The organism is Chelatococcus daeguensis, assembly GCF_001887265.1.
In the GTDB taxonomy this organism is placed as follows: Bacteria; Pseudomonadota; Alphaproteobacteria; order Rhizobiales; family Beijerinckiaceae; genus Chelatococcus_A; species Chelatococcus_A sambhunathii.
Genome location: NZ_CP018096.1, coordinates 105,080 through 126,133, shown reverse-complemented (window position 1 = coordinate 126,133; position 21,054 = coordinate 105,080). Strand labels below are relative to the sequence as shown.

Genomic DNA, 21,054 nt, shown 5'->3' with positions numbered 1-21,054 from the left:
CAGGGCAGGCAGCTTGGCCGATGCCGCTCACACCCAGTTGCGGATGCGCGGCCCTGCCGGGCCGGCAAGATCGATCCTCTTTGTTTGCAGGCTGGTGCACCGTCGGGAGCGGCCGGCCGAAGGCAGGTCGTGTTGTGCGTTCCGCAAAATTTTGGCTGAAAGTTGCTATTTATGAACTTAGGACGCGCAAGTTGCGAGACGAAGAGGCGCGCCGGAACCTCAGACGACGGTGAGCCGCACGTCGACATGGAGCGGGAATCGCCGAGGCGCCGGCTTCAGAGGCGAAGGGTTTCGGCGCCGCTCGTGGCCAGCACGGTGGTGGCTCCTGCTTCCTGCCGGATGCGGCGGATCTCCGCCGCGCCAAGGCAGCTGAAGCCTGTCGACAGGGCATCGGCTGTCGTCGCGTCCGGGGCGATGACGGAGAGGCTGTCATAGCGGCGGGGGGAGCGACCGGTGCGCGGATCGATGAGATGGTCGAACCGCCCGGCGGCATCGAAGCGCAGACCGTATCCGCCGGAGGTCGCGACGGCGCAGTCGTCGAGCGCGACGGTTTCGATGAGTTGGCCGGCGGCGTGGGGATCGGCGATGCCCGCGCGCCAGGCCGTCCCGTCGGGCCGCTGTCCGAAGGCTCGCGCCTCGCCCATATCGACGAGGCTCGATGCGATGCCGCCAGCGCGCAGCAGCGTCACCACGCGGTCGGTGATCCAGCCCTGGGCGATGCCATTCAGCGTCAGCGCCATGCCGGGGCGGGCGAAGGCGATGCGGTTGCGGTCCACCATGACATGTTGCAGGCCGACCCGATGCAGGGTCTCGGCCAGGCGATCCGCGGGCGGCCCGTCCGGGGCGGCCGTCTCCTGCGCAAAGTGGCGGATATAAAGCTCCCACAGCGGCTGCACGGTCGGATCGAAGGCGCCTGCGGTCAGCGTGTGGAAGCGCCGGCACGCCTCGATGAGCGCGACGAGTTCCGGCGGCGGCGCCTCCAGCACGCCGCGCCGGTTGAGCGCGGCGAGGGCCGAATCGTCACGATAGAGGCTGAAGAGCGCTTCGAGACGGCGCACCTCCGCGACGGCGTGGGCGGCGAGCCGCTCGGCCGCGCACCGGTTCCTGTGGTGGATCCTGAGCGTCGCGACGGCGCCGAGCGCCGTTCCGCGCCAGACCACCACCTCGCCGTCCGCCGGCTGCGCCAGGGCAGTGCCGATCGGCAGAAGCGCAAGGCCGGCGGCGGCGGCGCTGATGCCGATGAAGCGGCGGCGCGTCGGGACATTCGTCATGGCAGTCTCAATGCAAGACGTGGTTGGTAAGGGCTCCGGTCGCATCGGCCCCGCCGGAGCCGAGCACGTAATCCTCGGGTACCTCGGCGAAGGTGACGACGCGCCCGCCGTTGTCGGCGGCGAATGCGTCCGCGGCCGCTCGCTCGCCGAAGGGCACGACCTCCGCCGCCCCCATGCCGCCGCGCCGCGTGCTGTCGATGACGAAGAAGGCCTTGCGCGCCTCGACCCAGTTGCGCTCGCCCGGCGCCTCCCAGCTCGGTGCCTTGCCCATGTCGGAGACATAGATGGCGAGGATGTCCTTCGGCTCTTCCGGCAGCATCGTGAAGGCGAGGGCGTCGCGGGCCGAGGAGAACCAGACCGGGTGCAGCCGGCTGTCGAGGATGATCTGGCCCTTGGGCCCGGGATGCTCGAGCACGTTCATGCCGCAATAGGCGCCGAGCGCCTCGCGCGTCAGGGCATGGGGCGGCGGCGGGGCGGCGGCCTCCTCCTGCCGGCACCCGGCGACGGTGGCCATGGCGAGGACGAGGCCGACGGCCAGAAGGCGTTTCATAGTTCTCTCCGCGAGAAGGCAAGCGTGGCGAGCGCGAGCGGCGCGAGCGCCCAGGCGCCGAGGGCGCCGAGGAGCAGCGACGGGCTCATGGCGGCGGAGCCGGCAAGGCCCGCCATGCCGGCGAACTGGCTGACATTGGCGAAGCCGGTGAGATTGAAGAGCCGGTAGGCATCCGTCGGGTTGGCGAGCAGGAGGGCGTTGAGCACCGGCGCGGTGACGGTGCGGCCCTGGTCCATGACCATCAGCCCGAGAAGGCCCATATCGTAGATGAGCACGAAGACGAGCCACACGCCGACGGCGATGCCCGCGGCCGTGCCACGATCGCGGGAAGCGGCACTGATGAACTGGCCGATGGCGACGAAGGCCGCGCCGAGGAGGACCGAGGAGCCGATCATGGCAGCGAAGGCGAGCCAGCTCGTCGCGTCGATTTCCGCCCCGCTGGCAAGCAGCGCTGCCGCCGCCGCGCCGTAGCCGACGAAGGTGGCAAAGCCGAGCACGGCGACCTGGCCCGCGAACTTGCCGAGGATCACCTGCGAGCGGCCGACCGGATAGCTGAGGAGGAGCAGCATGGTGCCGCGCTCCACCTCGCCGACGACGGCGTCGTGCGCGATGAGCAGCGCGATGAGCGGCAGGAGGAAGATCGTCAGGCTCGACAGGCTGACGATGACGACATCGAGCGGCTGGGCGCCGGTCGCGCCGGAGGGTGCCGCCCCGAGGAAGGTGAGGGACAGGGCGAGGCCGGCGAGCAGCAGGGTCGTGGCCAGCACCCAGCGGTTGCGCAGCCCGTCCCGGATTTCCTTGCCGGCGATGATCAGGATCGTTCTCATGGCCGCGCCTCCCCGGAGCGCAGGAAATGGGCATAGAGCTCGTCGAGGCTCGGCGGCGTCACCTCGATGTCCTCGATCCGCGTTTCGTCGGCGAGGGCGCGGCGCACGACCTCGATCTTGCGGGCGTCATCAACGGCGATCTCGACCGCGTGGCCGTTGACGCGCTGTAGCGGGCCGCAATCGGCGAAGCGCCCCGCGAGCCCGTCGAGCCCGCCAACTGCCGTGAGGCGCACGCGCACCGGCAGGCGGGCGAGCCGGCGCAATTCGGCGAGGGAGCCGTCCGCCACCATGGCGCCTCGGTTCATGATGACGACGCGCTCGGTCTCGCCTTCGAGCTCCGAGAGGGCGTGCGACGCGAGCAGGATCGTCGTGCCGCGGCCGCGCAGCTCCTGCAGGATCTCGTAGAAGCTCTGGCGCAGCGCCGGATCGAGGCCGGTCGTCGGCTCGTCGAGCAGCAGCACGCGCGGCGCGCCGATGAGGGCCTGCGCGAGGCCGAGGCGCTGGCGCATGCCCTTGGAATAGGTGCCGACGCGGCGGCTGCCGGCGGCGCCGAGGCCGACGCGTTCGAGCAGGGCGAGCGCCTCGCCGACCGGCTCGCCCTTGAGGCGGGCGTAGAAGGCGAGCGTCTCGCGCCCGGTCAGCGCCGTGTTGAAGGACACGCTCTCGGGCAGAAAGCCGAGGCGCCGGCGGGCGGCGAAGGCGCCCGAGGCCGGGTCCTCGCCGAGCACGCGCACGCTGCCGGCGGTCGGCTGGATGAGGCCGAGCATCAGTTTCATCAGCGTCGTCTTGCCGGCGCCGTTGTGGCCGACGAGGGCGACGATCTCGCCTTCGTCGAGCGAGAATGAGACGTCACGCACCGCCTCGACGGTGCGGAAGCGCTTGCCGACGCCCGAGAGCGCGACGGTTGCGGTCATGACCGGTCTCCTTGCGGCAGGTGCGGCGGCGGCGCGGGCGGCGCCATCAGCGGCCGGCTGTCGACGACCCCGCCGGGGTAGAGGGCGGGAAACTGCGATTGCGCCCAGCGGATCACCTGCACCGCCGGGCTGTTGAGCAGCACCTTGGCCTGCGGCGCCGTCCACAGCACCCGATCGACGATGCCGTTGGGCCGGTAGGCGATGTCGGCGATGCCGTCGCCGTCGAGGTCGAAGGCGGGGTTGTCGCTCCAGTAGTTGCCGCGCCCGTCCTTCGACCAGTCGAGGAAGCGGGTGCCGACATATTTCACCTGCGTGCGGTTTCTGATGAAGGCGTTGCCCGTCATGGCATTGCCCTCGGACCCGGCGGTGAAGTGGATGCCGGTCTCGCAGCCCTCGAAGCGGTTGCCCTCGAAGCGGTTGTTGTTGGCGTTGTAGATGAAGACACATTTCTCCGGGCCGGTGCGTGCGGCGCCGTCGGCCTCGCGCGCCTCCGCCCCGCCGACCGGCAGGCCGTGCTCGCCGGCATCGGCCGAAAGACCCGCGTCGCGCCAGCGCGTCGCCGGCAGCATGCGCCCGCGCACGACATTGCCCGCGATCACCGAGCCGTTGGCGTAGTTGAAGAGGAGGCCGTGGTCGCGGTCTCCGTCGGAAAGATTGTCGCGCACGGTAAGCCGGTTGGAGAACATGATGGCGAAGCCGATGGCGTTGCCGCGCGAGATGTTGCCGGAGACCTCGCTGTTGTTGGTGTACATGTAGTGGACGCCGAAGCGCAGGTTGTGGAAGCGGTTGCCGCGGAAGACGTTGTCGCGGCTCGACATCACCATGATGCCGTCGCGGCCGAAGCTGATGTCGTTGCCGATGATCCTCGCCCCCGGCGCATTCCACACCGAGACGCCGTTGCCCGCCTCGCTCGAGCGGCCGCTCGTCTGGCCGACGATGACGTTGTCGCGCACGAGGGCCCCGGCGGCGCCGTGCACGTAGACGCCAAAGAGATTGTTCTCGATGCGGTTGTGCTCGACGAGTGCGCCGCCGGCCGCGGTGCGGGTGAGGAGAATGCCGGAATCGAGCGTCTCCAGGCTGCGCCCCGAGCCGCGCACGGTGAGCCTGCGCACCGTTACGCCCGGCACGGTCACGGTGATGACGCTGCCCTCGCCGCTGCCCGCGACGGTCGCCGCATCCTGCCCGTCGAGCGTCACCGCCCGGCCGATGGTGACGGGCCCGCGATGGACGCCCGGCTGAAGGCGCAGGATGTCGCCGGGCTCAGCCCGGTCGAGCGCCGCCTGCAGCGCCTCGCCAGGGGAGACGACGATCTCCCCCGCCGCGGCGGCTGAGGACAGGCTGGCGGCAAGGGCCGCCGCCGGCAGGCTGCGCAGGATGGTCGCGAGCGCACACATCGCTCAAGGTCCTTCTGGAACGGGGCGTGATGGCCTTGCCCCCTCTCCCCGACGGAACGCGGGATTCCGGGTTCCGCCGTTGTCTGGGCAGGTCGGGCAAGCCCGGCCAGCCCGCGGGGAGAGGGGGATGAGGCCCCCGGCCTCGTCTTCGGCTCAGGCGTTGCGCGGCTCCACGAACATCCGGCCCTTCATCTCCATGTGCATGGCGTGGCAGAACCAGCTGCAGTAGTACCAGTACACACCGGGCCGGTCGGCCGTGAAGGTGACGGAGGCCGTGGCGTGCGGCCCGACTTCCATGTTGATGCCGTAGTTGACGATGCAGAAGCCGTGCGTCAGGTCCTCGATCTCGTCGAGGTTGGTGACGAAGACCGTGACCTCGTCGCCCTGCTGCACCTGGAAGGTCTCGAGGCTGAAGGTCGGCGCCACCGACGTCATGTAGACGCGCACCTTGTTGCCGTCGCGCACGATCTTGGTGTCTTCCATGAGGTTGACGCCATCGGCCGCGGCCTGCTTCACCGCATCGGCGAAGAGCGGGTCGTCCCGCTGCCACACGTGCACCGGATTGACCTTGGAGCGGTGCACGATGGTCGCGTCATGCGGCTCCGCGAAACTCGGGCCGTCGTGGACGATGACCATGCGATCGCCGGAGATGTCGATCAACTGGTCGTTCTCCGGCTTCAGCGGGCCGACGTTGAGGTAGCGGTCCTTCGAGAACTTGTTCAGCGATATCAGCCATTTGCCATCCGCCTCCTTGGTCTGGCCCATGGAGGTGTGGTTGTGGCCGGGCTGGTAGTGGACGTCTAGCTTCTGGATGATGGGGTTGACCTTCTCACCCTTGTAGGCGCGCTTGGCGGCGTCGATGTTCCACTTGCAGACCTGGCTGTCGATGAACAGCGTCGTATAGGCGTTGCCCTTGCCGTCATAGGCCGTGTGCAGCGGTCCGAGGCCGAGCTCCGGCTCGGCGACGACCGTGTCGCGCGGCTTGATCTTGTCGTCGAACAGGTCGTCGAACCGGCGCACGTCGAAGACCGTGACGGTTGGCGAGAGCTTGCCATTGGCGACGACGTGGATGCCGTCGGGTGCCGTGTTGATGCCGTGCGGACTGTTGGAGACCGGGATGTAGCGCGTGTAGGGCGAGCCCTTGCGGCCGTCGATGACCGGCACGCCGCCCATTTCCTTGAAGTCGCCCTTCTTCACCGCCTCTTCGATGCGCTTGAGGTTGAAGACGACGATCCAGTCCTGCTCGTTCGCCATCATCTCGGGCAGGGTCACGCCCTCTTCCGAGTTGTAGCAGGTGGCGAAGGCATACTTGCCCTGGTAGTCGGCATCGACGTTGTCGAGGTTGCCGTCGACCATCACCTGCCAGGCAACCTTCATCGTGTCGCCGTCGATGGCCGAGAAGATGGCATGGTACTGCTTGTGGTCGTCGAGCACGTTGCCGGTGTTGGGGATCGGCGCGCGGTCCTCGCCGTTGGCGAAGACATAGCCGGTGCGCGGGTACTTCTGCACGCGAAGGCCGTGCACCGTGTGCTGGTTGGGCAACTGGATGATCTTGTCGCACTTCATCACGTCGCAGCGGATGCGCGCGACGCGCGTGTTGGCCTTGTCGTTGACGAAGATGTAGCGCCCGTCGTAGCTGCCGTCCGTGAACGACATGTGGGGATGGTGCAGGTCGCCGTTGAGATAGGTCTTGAGGCCCTGCTTGGCGAGGAACTCCCGCGTCTCGGGCAGGAGGCCCTCGGTCAGCACCTTGAGGCTCTCGTTGGTCTGGCCCCAGCCGGTGGCGCTGCAGCGGTTGAACACCGGCACGCGCATCAGTTCGCGCATGGAGGGCAGGCCGACGATGCGCAGTTCGCCCGTCTGGCCGCTCGAGAAGAAGACGTAATATTCGTCAAGCTCGCCGGGATGCACCTCCGCCTTCTGGCCGGCGCGCGCGGCGGGCCGCGTCTGGGCCTCGGCGGGGTTCGCAAGCGGGCCTGCGAGCGTCGTCAGCGCAGCCGTGCCGCCGGCACCGGCGACACCCGCCACCGCCGCGACGGAGGCGGTCGATCCGAGTAGCTGTCGCCGGCTGACGCCGGCCTTCGTCTCTACCGACTTCGTGTCTTCCTGTGCCATCCGAGCCTCCTTTTCGCTCATGAGGGGGCACCCGCCGTCTCGGCGGGCCGGGCCGCATCAGCCACGGCCTTGCCGTTGCGCGTGATGATGGGCTTGTTGGGGGCTTCTCCCGCGGGGCGGGGAGCGTTCTGAGCCAGCCAGCGCTCGCGCTTGACGCGCACCTGGATCATGTGCGGGCAGCGCTGGTCGTCGTGGTAGAGTTCCTGGCAGTGCATGCAGTAGATGCACTCGTTGACGTTGATGTGCCCTTCGGGGTGGATCGCCTCGACCGGGCATTCCTTGGCGCAGCGGTGGCAGGGCGAGCCGCACTCCGGCCAGCGCTTCAGCCATTCGAACATGCGGATGCGGCCGGGAATGGCGAGCGCGGCGCCGAGCGGGCACAGGTAGCGGCAGAAGAAGCGCTCGATGAACAGGCCGATAGACAGGAGCGTCAGCGCATAGATGACGAAGGGCCATTCGCGCGCGAACTTGAGGATGATTGCGGTCTTGAACGGCTCGACCTCGGCCCATTGCTCGGCGAGCCCGACCGAGTGCAGCGACAGACCGAAGAGCACGAGGAAAATGATGTATTTCAGCGGCCACAGCCGCTCATGCAGGCCCCAGGGCAGCGTCAGCTGCGGCACCTTGAGGAAGCGCGCGAGGTTGTTGGTCAGTTCCTGCAGGGCGCCGAAGGGGCACAGCCAGCCGCAGAACGGTCCCCGCCCCCAGAAGAGCAGCGCCGCTGCCACCGACGACCACAGGATGAAGACAAGCGGCGCGGCGAGGAAATATTCCCAACTGAAGCCCGTGATCAGCGCATTGGTGAAGGTGATGACATTGACCACCGACAGCTGGGCATTCATCCACCAGCCGAGCCAGAAGAGCGTGAAGGCGAGATAGCCGCGCCGCACCCAGGTGAAGAGCCGCGGCCGCGACACGAGCCAGTCCTGGAAGAAGAAGATCAGCGTCAGGACCGCGATGGCGACGGCGGCGATCGAGATGTTGACGGTGTTGTCGCGCCAGATGCGCTCCCACAGCGGCATGGCGAGCACGTCGTCCATGCTGGCCGACGGGCGTGCTTCAGCCAGTGCCGGCGCCGGGGTGGGCGCGGCGGGCGTCTCGGCGACGAGATAGCGCTCGGGCAGCCGATAGGCGAGGTCATAGGTGAGGAAGGCCTTGTCGCGGGCCCCGACCGGGCGCTGCACGAGGAGTTGCAGGTCCCATTCCCGCGCCGGATCGAAGGGGAAGTGCTCGGGCACCACGAAGAGCGCGATCTCGGGCAGGTCCGGCGCTCCGTCGGCCGCAAGGTCGCCGAGCCGGGTGTGGTTGCGGTCGCGGAAGCGCGTCGTGCTGCCGTCCTGCACGAGCTCGATGCGGTCGAAAATACCGCCGCGGACGTAGCCGGAGCCCTTGAAGGAATAGGCGCCTTCGCCCGCGACGAGGAGGGCGTGCTGCCCGGGCGCGAGCCGCTTCGTCAGGCGCTCGTAGCCTTCATCGCCGAGGAGGCTGCGGCCGATCGTCGGCACCGAGACGGGCGCGGCATAGAGGTCGATGAAGAGGTCTTCGTTCTCCCCTTCCGCTTGGGCCGCCGCTTCCGCCTGGCCGGCCCTGGCGAAGGCCTCGTTCACCTCGCCGACGGACAGGTTAAGGCGCCGCACGGAGCCGTCGCCGACGAGGTCCTCCCAGCTACGGATCTCGCTCACGGACATGTCGATGGCGCGCGCCACCGGCGCTGCGACCGGCGCGGCATCGGTGCCTCCGCCGAGGCGGCCGCTGCGCACGAGGCTCACGGCCGAGCGCACGACGCTGTCGCCCATGACGAGGACCGTGACGGTGGCGCCGCTGACAATGTCGACCTGCGGCGGGCGCTCGGCGCCGTGCGCCACAGCGGCCATGTCCTTGCCGATGAGGCTGTTGACGGCGGCAACGATGCGTTCTTCCGGGATGCCGATGAGAACGATCGGCTCCTTGTGGTCGACGAGCCTGATCGACCGCACGACGCCGCTCGCCTCGATGCCCACGAGCATCTTGATGGGCTTGCCGGAATAGCCGACGGCATTGGCGAAGTCGGAATTGAGATAGACGAAGCCGAGCCGCTCCTCGCCGCGCATCACCGGCGCGATCGGCGGCTCCCCCTGGGGCGGGCCGAAGCGCTCCGCCTGTGGAAAAATGTCCTGCGGGGCGACCTTGCCGAGGTAGCGGTCAAGCTCGCCCGCTGCCGCCGGCTGCCCCGCCGCGGCGAGAAGGAGGCACGCCGCAACGAGAAGCGGCACGGCCAGGAAGGCGAAGGGGGTGCGGCGGTTCATCATGTCTCGTCAGGATCGTCGCCTGCCCCCGAGTTGGGCGCGGCGTGCATCCTGTTTGGGCGCATTCGGCCTCCGGCACTTTGAGGCGCATCAAATTGGCCGATCGGCATGCCGCGGGCCGTCGCCCGCGTCGTTAGGCGCGTCCGCGTGCGACATCGTCGTCCATGGCCGGAGCCGGGGGCGATGATCCTGGTGCTGCCGCAGCCCGACAGCGAACTTTATGAAGGTGGAAAACGCGATGAAGCGGTGGTGAGGGAGGGCGTCGCTGTTCCCGGCTCGCCCTTGTTCGGAAGCGTCCTCTTCCCGGCGCGCCGTATCAGGCGGCCCCGCCGCGCCGCAGGTTGGGCAGGAAGATGGTGAGGAGCCCGAGCAGCGGCAGGAAGGAGCACAGCCAGTAGACATAGGCGATGCCCTTGGCGTCGGCGACGACCCCGAGCAGCGCCGCCGCGATGCCGGCCGTGCCGAAGGCGAGACCGAAGAAGATACCCGCAACCATGCCGACGCGGCCGGGGACGAGTTCCTGCGCGAGGACGACGATGGCCGGGAAGGCGGAGGCCATCACGAGGCCGATGACGGCAGAAAGCACGATCGTCCACTCGAGGCTGGCGTAGGGCAGGGCGAGCGTGAACGGCACGGCGCCGAGGATGGACACCCAGATCACTGCCTTGGCACCGATGCGGTCGCCGATCGGGCCGCCGAGGATCGTGCCAGCCGCCGCCGATCCGAGGAAGACGAACAGCATCACCTGCGACAGCTGCACGGACACGCCGAACCGGTCGAGCACGTAAAAGGTGTAGAAGCTGGAGATGCTCGCCATGTACACGTTCTTCGAGAAGGTGAGGATGGCGAGCACCACGAGGGCGACGACGATCTTGTACCGGGCGATCGAGACCGTGCGCGTCGCCTTCGGGCGTTGCGTCACCCGCGCCTGGTAGCGCGCGTACCAGGCGCCGACCTGCCACAGGATGGCCATGCCGATGAAGGCGATGAGGGAGAACCAGGCGACGCTCGCCTGGCCGCGGGGCACGACGATGAAGGCGGCGAGCAGAGGCCCGAGCGCCGAGCCGAAATTGCCGCCGACCTGAAACAGCGACTGGGCGAGGCCGTAGCGTCCGCCGGAGGCGAGACGCGCGACGCGCGAGGCCTCGGGATGGAAGATCGCCGAGCCGATGCCGATGAGCGCCGCCCCGGCGACGAGGAGGAGGTAGTCGCTGGCGAAGGCGAGAACCATCAGGCCCACGAAGGTCGAGCCCATGCCGACGGGCAGCGAATAGGGCATGGGCCGCTTGTCCGCGTAGAGGCCGATCATCGGCTGCAGCAGCGACGCCGTACCCTGGAAGGTCATGGTCAGGAGCCCGATCTGCCAGAAGTCGAGCCCGTAGTCGCGCTTCAGCATCGGATAGATCGCCGCCAGCAGCGACTGCATGACATCGTTGATGAGATGGCACAGGCTCACCGCCGCGATCACGAGGAAGGCCGTGTTCTCGGCATGGGATCTGGCGGTGACGGGCGTGTCGGTCACGGGCTGGGCTCCGATGGCTTGCTGCTTCTTCCATAGGCCGCTTGCGGGCGTACTGCTTTCGTGTTTTGGTCCAAAAGTTTCGTGGCTGGGCCAAGTCTGAGGGTGGCGCATGAATGGGCGTAGCGTCATGCAGCCCCTGCATGTCGATCGGCAGCGCCGGGAGTGGATCGACAGCGCGCAGGCGGCGGTCATCGCCCTGCCGGCGGACTATCCGGACGGCCATCACGTCACGCGCCACCGCCACACGCGCGCGCAGCTGCTCTATGCCCTGTCCGGCGTCGCCATGGTCCACACGGACAGCGGCCGCTGGATGGTGCCGCCCGGCCATGCCATCTGGCTGCCGGCGGGGATCGATCACGCGGTCGACATGCTCGGCGACGTCGCGATGCGCTCCGTCTATGTCCGCCCCGCGGCCATTCCCGGCCTGCCGCAGGATTTGCGCGTGGTCGCCGTCACCAGCCTCATGCGCAGCCTCATCGTCGAGGCGATGGCGCTGGCGCGCGATGTGCCCGCGGCCGGCCGCGACGCGCTGCTGCTCGACCTCATCCTGCACGAGATTCCGCGCCTTCCCGAGCGGCCGCTGGCGCTGCCCTTTCCGGCCAATCCCCAGCTCGTCGCGCTGTGCCGCCGCTTCCTCGCCGAGCCGTCGGCGCATGTCACCATCGACGCCTGGGCGAAGGCCGCCGGCATGAGTCGGCGCAGCTTCACCCGCACCTTCCAGCGCGAGACCGGGCTCAGCCTCTCCCTGTGGCGCCAGCAGGCCTGCGTCTTCGCCGCGCTGCCGCGCCTTGCCGACGGCGAGCCGGTGACCCTTGTGGCGCTCGACCTCGGCTATGAAAGCATCGCGGCCTTCATCACGATGTTCCGACGCATGACGGGCGAGGCGCCGCGGGCCTGGCTGAAGCGCGGGCAACGTGCGGTCGCAGCCGGTGAACGGGTTGCGATCACGCAAGCGTGACCCCACCTGTCGGGCCTGCACCCTCGCAAGGACCGATCCATGCCCACCATCCATGGCCACGACGCGGCTGTCGCGGAGGCCGAGCCGGACGCCGCGTCCGGCAAGCCGGAAAAAACCGTCGAAACGGCACGCGCCGACGCTATCCTGCCGCGCATGCAGCCCATCCTCTCCATCACGAATCTCTCGAAGACCTATGCATCCGGCTTCGAGGCCCTGAAGGGCATCGATCTCGAGATCCGGCGCGGCGAGATCTTCGCGCTGCTCGGGCCGAACGGCGCCGGCAAGACGACGCTGATCAGCATCGTCTGCGGGCTCGTGACGCCGAGCACGGGCACCGTGCGCGTCGACGGGCACGACATCATCGCCGACTACCGGGCCGCGCGCTCCATCATCGGCCTCGTGCCGCAGGAACTGACGACCGATTCCTTCGAGACCGTCTGGGCTACCGTGAGCTTCAGTCGCGGGCTCTTCGGCAAGCCGGCGAACCCGGCCTATATCGAGAAGGTACTGAAGGACCTCTCGCTGTGGGACAAGCGCAACGCCAAGATCATGACGCTGTCGGGCGGCATGAAGCGCCGGGTGCTCATTGCCAAGGCGCTGGCGCACGAGCCGCGGCTCCTCTTCCTCGACGAGCCGACGGCCGGCGTCGACGTCGAGCTTCGGCGCGACATGTGGAACGTCGTGCGCACGCTGCGCGACACGGGCGTCACCGTCATCCTCACCACCCACTACATCGAGGAGGCGGAGGAGATGGCGGACCGCATCGGCGTCATCAACCGCGGCGAGCTGGTGCTCGTCGAGGAGAAGGATGAACTGATGCGCAAGCTGGGCCGCAAGGAGTTGACGCTGCATCTGCAGGTGCCGCTCGAGGCGCTACCCCCGGAGCTCGACGGCTATGCGCTCCAGCTGTCGGAAGACGGGACGGAACTGACCTACGTCTACGATACCCAGGGCGAGCGCACCGGCATCACCACGCTGCTGCAGGACCTCTCGGGTGCAGGAATCCGCTTCCGAGACCTGCAGACGCGGCAGAGCTCCCTTGAGGAAATCTTCGTCAGCCTCGTGAGGAACGCCCGATGAACCTTCACGCCATCAGCGCCATCTACCGCTTCGAGATGGCGCGCGCCGGGCGCACGCTGCTGCAGAGCATCGTCTCCCCCGTCATCTCGACCTCGCTCTACTTCGTGGTCTTCGGCGCGGCCATCGGCCCGCGCATGGCCGAGATCGACGGCGTGAGCTACGGCGCCTTCCTCGTGCCCGGGCTCATCATGCTGACGCTGCTGACGCACAGCATCTCCAACGCCTCCTTTGGCATCTATTTCCCGCGCTTCGTCGGCACCATCTACGAGGTGCTGTCGGCGCCGGTCTCGCCGATGGAGATCGTGGTCAGCTATGTCGGCGCGGCGGCGACGAAATCGATCATCCTCGGCCTCATCATCCTGGCGACGGCTGCCCTCTTCGTGCCGCTGCGCGTGGAGCATCCCTTCTGGATGCTCGCCTTCCTCGTGCTGACGGCGGTGACGTTCAGCCTCCTCGGCTTCGTCATCGGAATATGGGCCGACAATTTCGAGAAGCTGCAGCTCGTGCCGCTGCTCATCGTCACGCCGCTCACTTTCCTCGGCGGCAGCTTCTATTCCATCGACATGCTGCCGCCCTTCTGGCGCGCCGTGAGCCTGTTCAACCCGGTCGTCTATCTCGTCAGCGGCTTCCGCTGGAGCTTCTACGGCATCTCCGACGTCAACATCGCGGTGAGCGTCGCGATGACCCTCGCCTTCCTCGTGCTCTGCCTCGCCGTCGTCAGCTGGATCTTCCGGACCGGCTACCGCCTCAAGACCTGAAGCGCGCTCGCGGCCGCCGCTGCAGGCGGCCGCATCCTCCTCAGCGTTGCTCAAGGCGCAACTCTCCGGCACGAAAACAGTTCTATTCGCAACGCAATTTTGCCGGCATGGTGCCCCCTTGCCGGCCAGATCGTGGGCGCGAGCGTTCGAGAATCGACGACGGCCGGCGCCACAGAGGGGGTCTTCTCATGGCTACCAGCCGCGGCGGGGCGATCGGTCCCGCGCTCGTTCTTCATCTGGCGGTTCTCGCTATCGTCGTCGTGTCCGAGATCATCGGCCTCATCCGCGTGCCGATCGGCATCGGGGCGGTGATCCTCCTGCCGATCCTCTACGCCTTCGCGCTGGGCATCATCTTCAATCCCAATGTGCTCAAGGCGACGGGCAGGGTGCTCAACCACGACGCGACGAAGCTCGCCGGCACCATGATCACCATCGCGATCATGCCGTTCATCGCCCGCTTCGGCACGACGGTCGGCCCGCAGATCGAGAAGATCATCGCCGCCGGGCCCGCGCTTATCCTGCAGGAGCTGGGCAACCTCGGCACGATCCTCATCGCCTTCCCGGTCGCGGTCTTCCTCCTGCGCATGGGCCGCGAGGCCATCGGCGCGAGCTATTCCATCGACCGCGAGCCGAACCTTGCCCTCATCGCCGACAAGTACGGGCTCAACAGCCCGGAAGGCGCCGGCGCCATGGGCGTCTATGCCACGGGCACCCTGATCGGCACCTTCGTCTTTGCCCTCATGCCGCCGCTCGTGCACGGGCTCGGCATCTTCGACGTGCGTGCGCTCGCCATGTCCTGCGGCGTCGGCTCCGGCTCGATGCTCGCGGCCTGCACCGGCGGTCTCGTCGCGGCCGTGCCGGACCAGAAGGATCTCATTCTCGCCCTCGCCGCAGCGAGCAACATCCTGACCTATGCCACGGGGCTCTATGCCGGCCTCTTCCTCGCCCTGCCGCTCACCGAGTGGCTTTACCGCACCTGTGCGCCGGCCGACCGCGCCAGCACGATGCACTGAGGAGCCTCAGCCATGAACAACGAGATCGCCATTTCCGATGCGCCGGCCGAGGGTCGTGCGATCGACCTCGCCAGCCATGCCGTTCAGCTCCTCGTCGTCTGCGCCGTCGCGCTCGTCGGCAACTGGGTGGCGACGAACGTCTCGCCGCTCGAGGCATTGCCGGGCATGGCGTGCCTTTATGCCATGACGATCGTCGGCCTCGTCATTGCCAAGTACATGCCGTTCTACCTGCCGAGCGTCGCCTGGATCTCCCTCGTCGCCATCATCGCGACAATCCCCGGCGTGCCGGGAGCCGCCTTTGTCAACGAGGCGGTCGGCAAGCTGAACTTCCTCGCCATGGCGACGCCGGCGCTCGCCTATGCGGGCCTCGCGCTCACGAAGAACGAGTTCGCGATCGCCCGCAAGTCGGGCTGGAAGATCGTCATCGTCGCCATCTGCGTGATGTTCGGCACCTATATCGGCTCGGTCGTCATCGCCGACCTCGTGCTGCGCATCACCGGCTGAGAAGGTTCCCGAACCATGGCAGTGCAAAAGGTTGCGGTCGTCGGTCTCGGCCGCATGGGACAGGGCATGCTCGCGACCCTGGCGCGGGCGGGCGTGCCGGTGATCGGCTATGACGTCGCTGCCGGCGCCCGTGAGGCGGTGGCAACGGTCCCCGGCGCCGAGGTCACCGCCGACCTCCCCGCTATCTGGCGCGAGGCTGAGACGATCGTCCTGTCGCTGCCCTTCCCGGCCACCGTCGAGGCGGTGCTGACGGGGGAGGGCGGCCTCGCCGCCTCGCCCGCGAGCGGCCGGCTCGTCATCGACACTTCGACGAGCGATCCGGACCTGACGCGCGCCTTGCACGCCCGCCTCGCCTCGGCCGGGCACACGCTCGTCGATGCGCCCGTCAGCGGCGGCCCTGCCGGCGCCGCGGCCGGCACGCTCGCCATCATGGTGGGCGGGACGGCCGAGGCGGTGGCCCGCGCGAGGCCCGTGCTCGACATCCTCGGCCAGAAGGTCTCGGTCGTCGGCGGGCCGGGCGACGGCCACATCGCCAAGCTGGTCAACAACGTGCTCGTCGCCGGCCAGCTCATCCTCGCCGGCGAGGCGATGCGCGTCGGCGTCGCCGCGGGCGCCTCGCAGGAGGGGCTGATCACGGTCGTCAACGGCGCTTCCGGCCGCAGCGCCGTCACGGAGGTGAACTATCCGCGCTGGATCGCGAGCGGCAGCTTCGATTCCGGCTTCACCATGGGCCTCATGGCCAAGGACGTCGGCCTCGCGCTCGCGCTCGCCGAGCGCACGGGCCTCGCCATCCCCATGCTGCGCGAGGTGCGCGAGCGCTGGAATGCGCTGACAAGGGGCTGGGGACCGGCTGCCGACTTCAACCGCGCCGCTCTGGGAGATCCTGCATGACCGACCCTTCCGCGACCGCCCTTTCCGCAGCACCTGCCGACGCGCGCTCGCTCCTTTCGCCGTTCTGGGGGGAGGAGGCCCGGGTGGCGAGCCTCGTCGCCGGCCGCCTCGTCGACGGCGCCGGCGACACGGTGACGGTCGCCGACCCGGCGAGCGGGCGCACCCTCCTCACCTATGCCGATGCGGGCGAGGCGCTCGTCGCCACCGCCGCGGCGGCGGCCGATGAGGGGCGCAAGGCGTGGTGGGGGCTGACGGCTGCCGAGCGCGGCCGCATCCTCCATCGCGTCGGCGCACTGGTGCGCGAGCGGGTGGAGGATCTCGCCCGCATGGAGGCGGTCAATGTCGGCAAGCCGCTGGCCGATGCGCGCGCCGAGGCGATCAAGGTCGCCGAGATGTTCGAGTACTACGCCGGCTGGTGCGACAAGATCCACGGCGAGGTCATCCCCGTGCCGACCTCGCACGTCAACCAGACCATGAAAGTGCCCTACGGCGTCGTGCTGATCATCACGCCGTGGAATGCACCGCTCTTCGTCGCCGGCTGGAATGTGGCCCCTGCGCTCGCCACCGGCAATGCGGTGCTGCTCAAGCCTTCCGAGAATACGCCGCTCACCGCGCTCGCCCTCGGCCGGCTCATGATCGAGGCCGGCGTGCCCGAAGTAGCCGTCGGCGTGCTGACCGGCCTCGGCCACACGACGGGTGCGGCCGCCATCCGCCACCGCGCCGTGCGCAAGGTGGCCTTCATCGGCTCACCGGCCACGGGCCGGCGCATCGCGGCGCTATGCGCCGAAGGCGTCAAGCCCTGCGTGCTCGAGCTCGGCGGCAAGTCAGCCAATATCGTCTTCGCCGATGCCGACCTCGAAAAGGCCGTGGGCGGCGCCGCCGGCGCCATCTTCTCCGGCGCGGGCCAGAGCTGTGTCGCCGGTTCGCGGCTCCTTGTCGAGCGCAGGATCTACGGTGAGGTCGCCGAGAGGCTCGCCGCGCTCGCCGAGAAGATCGTGGTCGGCGCGCCGCTGGCGGCTGGCACGCAGGTTGGCCCCGTGCAGAACGCGCGTCAGCACGCGCGCATCGAGACGATGGTGGCACAGGCCCGGCGCGACGGTGCCCGGCTTCTTGCGGGCGGCGCCCGGCCGGCGGGATGTGACGACGGCTTCTTCTATCGCCCGACGGTGCTCGCCGATGTTACCAACGACCTCGAGATCGCCCGCGAGGAGGTGTTCGGCCCGGTGGTCGGCGTCATTCCCTTCGACGGGGAGGCGGAGGCGCTCGCCATCGCCAACGACAGCGACTTCGGCCTCGCCGGTGCGGTCTGGACCCGCGACGTCGGGCGCGCCATGCGTATCGTCTCGCAGCTCGAGGCGGGCACGCTGTGGGTCAATTCCTACAAGACGATCAGCGTGATGACGCCGTTCGGCGGCTTCAAGGACAGCGGCTTCGGCCGCTCGAGCGGGCGCGAGGGACTTGACGAATACCTGCAGACCAAGAGCATCTGGATCGAGACAGCAGAGAAGCCCGGCTTCAGCTTTGGCTACGGTTGATGGAGATGGCGGCGCGCGCAGCCGGCGGGGCCTGACCCAGGCCCGCGGGCGGCTGGCGCGCGCCCTGCGCTCCATCGACGACCGCTCGTTGCAGTATTTCCGGGCCGCCTTCGATGCCGGTTCCATCCGCGGCGCAGCCGAGGCCATGGGCGTCGCGCCCTCCGTGGTGAGCCGTGCCGTGCGCGCCATCGAGCTCAACCTCGGCGTGCCGCTGCTGGAGCGCGGGCGGCGCGGCATCCGCGCCACCGTCGCGGGCGAACTCCTGGCGCAGCATGCGCAGGAACGCTGGCGGCTTGACGAGCGCCTCATCGAGGAATTGTCGGCCGTCGAGGGCGGGGAGCGCGGCATCGTGCGCTTCGCCATCGGAGAGGGCTTCATCGCCGCCACCTTCCGCACGCGCGCGGCGCGCTTCCTTGCCACCCATCCCAATGTGACGCTGCATGCGGAGACGGCGGGCACCGAACAGATGCTGGAGCGCCTCGGCGCGGGCGAGCTCGACCTTGCCCTCGCCTTCAGCCCGCGCCTCACGCCCGCGCTCGATTGCCTAGCCGAGGCGGCGACGCCGGTCTTCGCGGTGATGCATAAGGGCCATGCCTTCGCCGGCGCGGAGCGTCTGCCGCTGTCGGCCTTCGCCGATGTGCCGTGCGCGCTCCAGCTGACACGTTACGGCACGCGCCGCGCCATCGAGCAGGCGGAATGGCTCGGCGGCTTTCGCCTGCGCAAGCAGGTGGAGAGCAATTCCATCGCCCTACTGCTCGAATTCGCGCGCGAAGGCAGCGGCGTCACCTTCCTGCCGCGCTTCGCCATCCACGGCATCGATGGCGGGCTCGCCACCGTCGCCCTAGCCGACGGGCCGCTCGTGGGGGCCCGATCCATGCTGCTGAAAAAGCGGGGCCGCGCCCTCGGCGCCGCGGCACAGCTCTTCGCCGCCGACATCACGGCGATGATGGCTCGGCTCGGCCGCATGGACGAGGCGCACTGAGGAGTGCCCGGCGCTTCAGCGCACCGCCACCGTTCCGTTCGCGGCGCCACCGCTCGCGATGCCGCCGGGTGTCACCGCGCTGACGGAAACCTGCAGCACGTCGCCGGGATAAAGCTCCGTGTCCTCGTCCGCGAGGAAGCGCGCGCGGCCTCCATCGTCCTTGCGGACGATCATCACCTGGGGCTTCAACGCGGCGCTCGGGCCGGCGTCGGGCAGGTCCAGCGTCCGCTGCCGCACGAGCATCAGGCCGTTGATCCGCGAGCGCAGGCCTTCGGCCCTGCCGTTCGCTTCCTGCAGGTCGCGCAGCAGAACCATGCGTAGCTCCACATCGAGCCGGTCGAGCTGTGACTGCATCTCGACGCGCAGCCGCCGGACCTGCATCAGGCGCGAGGTCGTTTCGAGCCGCCGGGACGCCGACAGCATCACGGCTCGCCGCGCATCCGTCACCCGCGGGCTGATAAGCTCGCCGCGGCCGTAGAGCTTGGTGGCGCGCTCCAGTTCCTCGGCATCGTCGGCGGCGCTCTTGTCCTCGACCTTCTGGCGCTCGGCCAGGACCTCGATCTCGTCGTCGCATTCCTTGAGGGACCGCACGAGGGCGTCCCGGCGGCGCTGCTGGTCAGTCTCGACGGCGGCGACGCGTTCGGATTCGAGGGTCAGGATCTGGGTGGCGCTCGCACGGGTGATGGGCCCGCCGACGAGGGTGGAGAAGTCGAAGGGTGCGTCCTGCCCCAGCAGCTTGCGCAACCCCCAGATCCGTGCCTCGATCCGCACGTATTCCGCCCACAGGGCGCCGAACTCGGCCTCGAAATTGGCCGTCTCGGCGAAGCGGTCGCCGGTGCCGAAACGCACGAGCGAATAGCTGCCGGCGGCCGTCACGGCCTGACGCACGGTCATGGACGGGCGATAGACGTATTCGCCCGGTTTCAGAACGTCGCCGTTGACGTAGATCGGTCGGTATTCGACGACGCTGGCCGTGACCTCGTCCGGGCCGATGATGATGTCGACTTGGCTGCCATCGGGCATCCGGCGCTGAAAGACCTTGGCGGCGAGCGCCGCCTGGACCTGGTCCTGCAGCTCCGCGGCGGTGAGCCCGGCGACCTTCATGGTGCCGATCAGCGGAAACGCGATATGGCCGTCGATGCGCACGGGCAGGCGGCGCTGCAATTCGGGTGCTGCCGTCACGACGATCTCGATCACGTCGCCAACGTCGACCCGGAAATCTGCCCTTGCCGGGACGAGGAGGACGAGCAAGGCGGCCACGAGGACGAAGGGAAAGGGAAGCCGGGCGGACAGCCGGCGAGGAAGCGGGACCAGCATGGCCTCGCCGGCAAGCCGCCGTGCGACACCGCTGCCGCCATCACCCGTATCGTGCCACATGCGGCAAGAAGAGCCTGTCAGATCCATGGTCGTGGCCCCGATGGTTGGTTTGGCGGTGCCCCTCCGAACCTGCCCGTGCGCGATCCGGTCGGGCCGGTCCCGCAGGGGCCCGCGTCACGTCAGCGCCCGGCAAGGGCTGCGTGCCGCTGTGGATGCCGCCGGGGCCTCGGCGAGCGAGCGCTCCTCTGCATCGTCCGCCACCGTCGACAGGTAGGATTGATGGCTGAGGGCCCAGATGGCCGCCTGGGTGCGGTTGCGGACCTTCATCTTTCTGAGCAGCACCTTGAGATGCGCCTTCACCGTGCCTTCGCTGACGGCAATCTTGCGCGCGATGAGCTTGTTCGAGTCGCCTTGGACGAGGCAGCGCAGGATGAAGTGCTGACGCGGCGAAAGGGCAGGCAGCCCATGCTCCGGGACGTGCGCGAAGGATGTTGCGGCCGTCTCCATGCCGAATGCCGCTAGCTTGACGTCGGCGCCCGGCTCCGGCTCCGGATCAGAGCGCTTGGGGGTGTCGTCGTCGCCGCCCGCCGCGTCGCTGCGATCGGGCGAACGCTCGGTGTCGTCGGCGAGATTGAGCGCCCACAGCACCGGCTGCACGACCGGCTCGCCCAGCATCACGAGCTCGAGCGCCTTGATGAAGACGTCGCAGGCTGACACATGGGCAAAGCACGCATTGGCGCCGGCCCTGAGCGCGGTGGCAATGTCGCTGCGGCGGAGGCTCTCGCCGAAGACCGCAATGCGCGCCGTCGGGCAGGCGTCCCTGAGCGATCGGATCTGCCTGATCTTGTGATCAAAGTCGGAATCGACATCGACGATAATCAAAGCCGAGCCCGAGACGGGAAGAGCCGATATATCGAGCCCGTCGAGTGCGGGGGCTGACATGATCTCCGTAAAACTGGCGCCACTCAGAACCCGCGCTAAACCTTCCCTTAGAAGTGTATTTGAGGATACAACAATAGTAATGGCAGGAATTTGTCTCATCCCCACATCCCCTGCCAGCGTGATCCCGGACATTAAAAATTTATCTTAAATGATGCATGTGTCAACGCGGGGCAGTTAATCTGTTTAAATTAGCTGC

The 21,054-nt window shown here is 68.5% G+C and carries 18 protein-coding genes; 8 read left to right on the top strand and 10 right to left on the bottom strand.

Going from position 1 to position 21,054, the window contains the following annotated elements:
• Positions 1–275 precede the first annotated feature (275 nt).
• The 8 genes from BOQ54_RS17500 to BOQ54_RS17465 form a co-directional block, all read right to left on the bottom strand.
• On the bottom strand, positions 276–1,271 hold the full coding sequence (locus BOQ54_RS17500; RefSeq protein WP_055458780.1) for an FAD:protein FMN transferase: 996 nt from the start codon (positions 1,269–1,271) through the stop codon (positions 276–278).
• Positions 1,272–1,278: 7 nt separating this feature from the next.
• Positions 1,279–1,821, bottom strand: a complete 543-nt coding sequence (locus BOQ54_RS17495) for a nitrous oxide reductase accessory protein NosL (RefSeq protein WP_055458781.1) — start codon at positions 1,819–1,821, stop codon at positions 1,279–1,281.
• A complete protein-coding gene (locus BOQ54_RS17490; RefSeq protein WP_055458782.1) occupies positions 1,818–2,648 on the bottom strand; it encodes an ABC transporter permease in 831 nt (276 codons plus the stop codon). Before BOQ54_RS17490 ends, BOQ54_RS17495 begins: the two co-directional genes overlap by 4 nt.
• Positions 2,645–3,562, bottom strand: coding sequence for an ABC transporter ATP-binding protein (locus BOQ54_RS17485; RefSeq protein WP_055458783.1), 918 nt, complete (start codon positions 3,560–3,562; stop codon positions 2,645–2,647). Before BOQ54_RS17485 ends, BOQ54_RS17490 begins: the two co-directional genes overlap by 4 nt.
• A complete protein-coding gene (locus BOQ54_RS17480; RefSeq protein WP_186438080.1) occupies positions 3,559–4,956 on the bottom strand; it encodes a nitrous oxide reductase family maturation protein NosD in 1,398 nt (465 codons plus the stop codon). Before BOQ54_RS17480 ends, BOQ54_RS17485 begins: the two co-directional genes overlap by 4 nt.
• 153 nt (positions 4,957–5,109) lie before the next feature.
• A complete protein-coding gene (nosZ, locus tag BOQ54_RS17475) occupies positions 5,110–7,071 on the bottom strand; it encodes a TAT-dependent nitrous-oxide reductase (RefSeq protein WP_071924609.1) in 1,962 nt (653 codons plus the stop codon).
• A gap of 17 nt (positions 7,072–7,088) precedes the next feature.
• Positions 7,089–9,359 (bottom strand): NosR/NirI family protein, encoded by a 2,271-nt coding sequence (locus BOQ54_RS17470; protein WP_071924608.1) that lies wholly within the window; start codon positions 9,357–9,359, stop codon positions 7,089–7,091.
• Positions 9,360–9,672: 313 nt separating this feature from the next.
• The gene (locus tag BOQ54_RS17465) at positions 9,673–10,878 is read right to left on the bottom strand and encodes an MFS transporter (RefSeq protein WP_055458786.1); all 1,206 of its coding nucleotides are present in this window, start codon (positions 10,876–10,878) and stop codon (positions 9,673–9,675) included.
• Positions 10,879–10,987: 109 nt separating this feature from the next.
• Here BOQ54_RS17465 and BOQ54_RS17460 point away from each other — a divergent pair, with 109 nt between their 5' ends.
• From BOQ54_RS17460 to BOQ54_RS17425, 8 genes are all read left to right on the top strand, one after another.
• Complete coding sequence (locus BOQ54_RS17460; RefSeq protein ID WP_055458787.1) at positions 10,988–11,836, top strand: AraC family transcriptional regulator; 849 nt, start codon at positions 10,988–10,990, stop codon at positions 11,834–11,836.
• Between the two features lie 153 nt (positions 11,837–11,989).
• Positions 11,990–12,916: an ABC transporter ATP-binding protein gene (locus BOQ54_RS17455; RefSeq protein ID WP_063188999.1), complete on the top strand. Its 927-nt coding sequence runs from the start codon at positions 11,990–11,992 to the stop codon at positions 12,914–12,916.
• Positions 12,913–13,674, top strand: coding sequence for an ABC transporter permease (locus BOQ54_RS17450; RefSeq protein WP_055458788.1), 762 nt, complete (start codon positions 12,913–12,915; stop codon positions 13,672–13,674). Before BOQ54_RS17455 ends, BOQ54_RS17450 begins: the two co-directional genes overlap by 4 nt.
• Positions 13,675–13,862: 188 nt before the next feature.
• Positions 13,863–14,687: a DUF3100 domain-containing protein gene (locus BOQ54_RS17445; RefSeq protein WP_055458789.1), complete on the top strand. Its 825-nt coding sequence runs from the start codon at positions 13,863–13,865 to the stop codon at positions 14,685–14,687.
• Positions 14,688–14,699: 12 nt separating this feature from the next.
• On the top strand, positions 14,700–15,191 hold the full coding sequence (locus BOQ54_RS17440; RefSeq protein ID WP_055458790.1) for a hypothetical protein: 492 nt from the start codon (positions 14,700–14,702) through the stop codon (positions 15,189–15,191).
• 15 nt (positions 15,192–15,206) lie between these two features.
• The gene (locus BOQ54_RS17435; protein WP_055458791.1) at positions 15,207–16,082 is read left to right on the top strand and encodes an NAD(P)-dependent oxidoreductase; all 876 of its coding nucleotides are present in this window, start codon (positions 15,207–15,209) and stop codon (positions 16,080–16,082) included.
• Positions 16,079–17,617, top strand: a complete 1,539-nt coding sequence (locus BOQ54_RS17430; RefSeq protein WP_071924607.1) for an aldehyde dehydrogenase family protein — start codon at positions 16,079–16,081, stop codon at positions 17,615–17,617. The genes BOQ54_RS17435 and BOQ54_RS17430 overlap by 4 nt, the downstream gene beginning before the upstream one ends.
• Complete coding sequence (locus BOQ54_RS17425) at positions 17,604–18,599, top strand: LysR family transcriptional regulator (protein WP_055458793.1); 996 nt, start codon at positions 17,604–17,606, stop codon at positions 18,597–18,599. Before BOQ54_RS17430 ends, BOQ54_RS17425 begins: the two co-directional genes overlap by 14 nt.
• 15 nt (positions 18,600–18,614) lie before the next feature.
• On the opposite strand, the gene BOQ54_RS17420 is transcribed toward BOQ54_RS17425, so the two are convergent.
• Both BOQ54_RS17420 and BOQ54_RS20325 read right to left on the bottom strand, forming a co-directional pair.
• Entirely contained in the window at positions 18,615–19,976 is a 1,362-nt protein-coding gene (locus tag BOQ54_RS17420; protein ID WP_210187208.1) for a polysaccharide biosynthesis/export family protein, read from the bottom strand.
• 114 nt (positions 19,977–20,090) lie between these two features.
• Positions 20,091–20,990 (bottom strand): LuxR C-terminal-related transcriptional regulator, encoded by a 900-nt coding sequence (locus BOQ54_RS20325; RefSeq protein WP_083586056.1) that lies wholly within the window; start codon positions 20,988–20,990, stop codon positions 20,091–20,093.
• Positions 20,991–21,054: the final 64 nt, after the last annotated feature.

Bases quoted from the DNA above. Each gene is read 5' to 3' on its own strand.
- BOQ54_RS17500 (WP_055458780.1), bottom strand. From the start codon at position 1,271: ATGACGAATGTCCCGACGCGCCGCCGCTTCATCGGCATCAGCGCCGCC.
- BOQ54_RS17495 (WP_055458781.1), bottom strand. From the start codon at position 1,821: ATGAAACGCCTTCTGGCCGTCGGCCTCGTCCTCGCCATGGCCACCGTC.
- BOQ54_RS17490 (WP_055458782.1), bottom strand. From the start codon at position 2,648: ATGAGAACGATCCTGATCATCGCCGGCAAGGAAATCCGGGACGGGCTG.
- BOQ54_RS17485 (WP_055458783.1), bottom strand. From the start codon at position 3,562: ATGACCGCAACCGTCGCGCTCTCGGGCGTCGGCAAGCGCTTCCGCACC.
- BOQ54_RS17480 (WP_186438080.1), bottom strand. From the start codon at position 4,956: ATGTGTGCGCTCGCGACCATCCTGCGCAGCCTGCCGGCGGCGGCCCTT.
- nosZ (WP_071924609.1), bottom strand. From the start codon at position 7,071: ATGGCACAGGAAGACACGAAGTCGGTAGAGACGAAGGCCGGCGTCAGC.
- BOQ54_RS17470 (WP_071924608.1), bottom strand. From the start codon at position 9,359: ATGATGAACCGCCGCACCCCCTTCGCCTTCCTGGCCGTGCCGCTTCTC.
- BOQ54_RS17460 (WP_055458787.1), top strand. From the start codon at position 10,988: ATGAATGGGCGTAGCGTCATGCAGCCCCTGCATGTCGATCGGCAGCGC.
- BOQ54_RS17455 (WP_063188999.1), top strand. From the start codon at position 11,990: ATGCAGCCCATCCTCTCCATCACGAATCTCTCGAAGACCTATGCATCC.
- BOQ54_RS17450 (WP_055458788.1), top strand. From the start codon at position 12,913: ATGAACCTTCACGCCATCAGCGCCATCTACCGCTTCGAGATGGCGCGC.
- BOQ54_RS17445 (WP_055458789.1), top strand. From the start codon at position 13,863: ATGGCTACCAGCCGCGGCGGGGCGATCGGTCCCGCGCTCGTTCTTCAT.
- BOQ54_RS17440 (WP_055458790.1), top strand. From the start codon at position 14,700: ATGAACAACGAGATCGCCATTTCCGATGCGCCGGCCGAGGGTCGTGCG.
- BOQ54_RS17435 (WP_055458791.1), top strand. From the start codon at position 15,207: ATGGCAGTGCAAAAGGTTGCGGTCGTCGGTCTCGGCCGCATGGGACAG.
- BOQ54_RS17430 (WP_071924607.1), top strand. From the start codon at position 16,079: ATGACCGACCCTTCCGCGACCGCCCTTTCCGCAGCACCTGCCGACGCG.
- BOQ54_RS17420 (WP_210187208.1), bottom strand. From the start codon at position 19,976: ATGTGGCACGATACGGGTGATGGCGGCAGCGGTGTCGCACGGCGGCTT.
- BOQ54_RS20325 (WP_083586056.1), bottom strand. From the start codon at position 20,990: ATGTCCGGGATCACGCTGGCAGGGGATGTGGGGATGAGACAAATTCCT.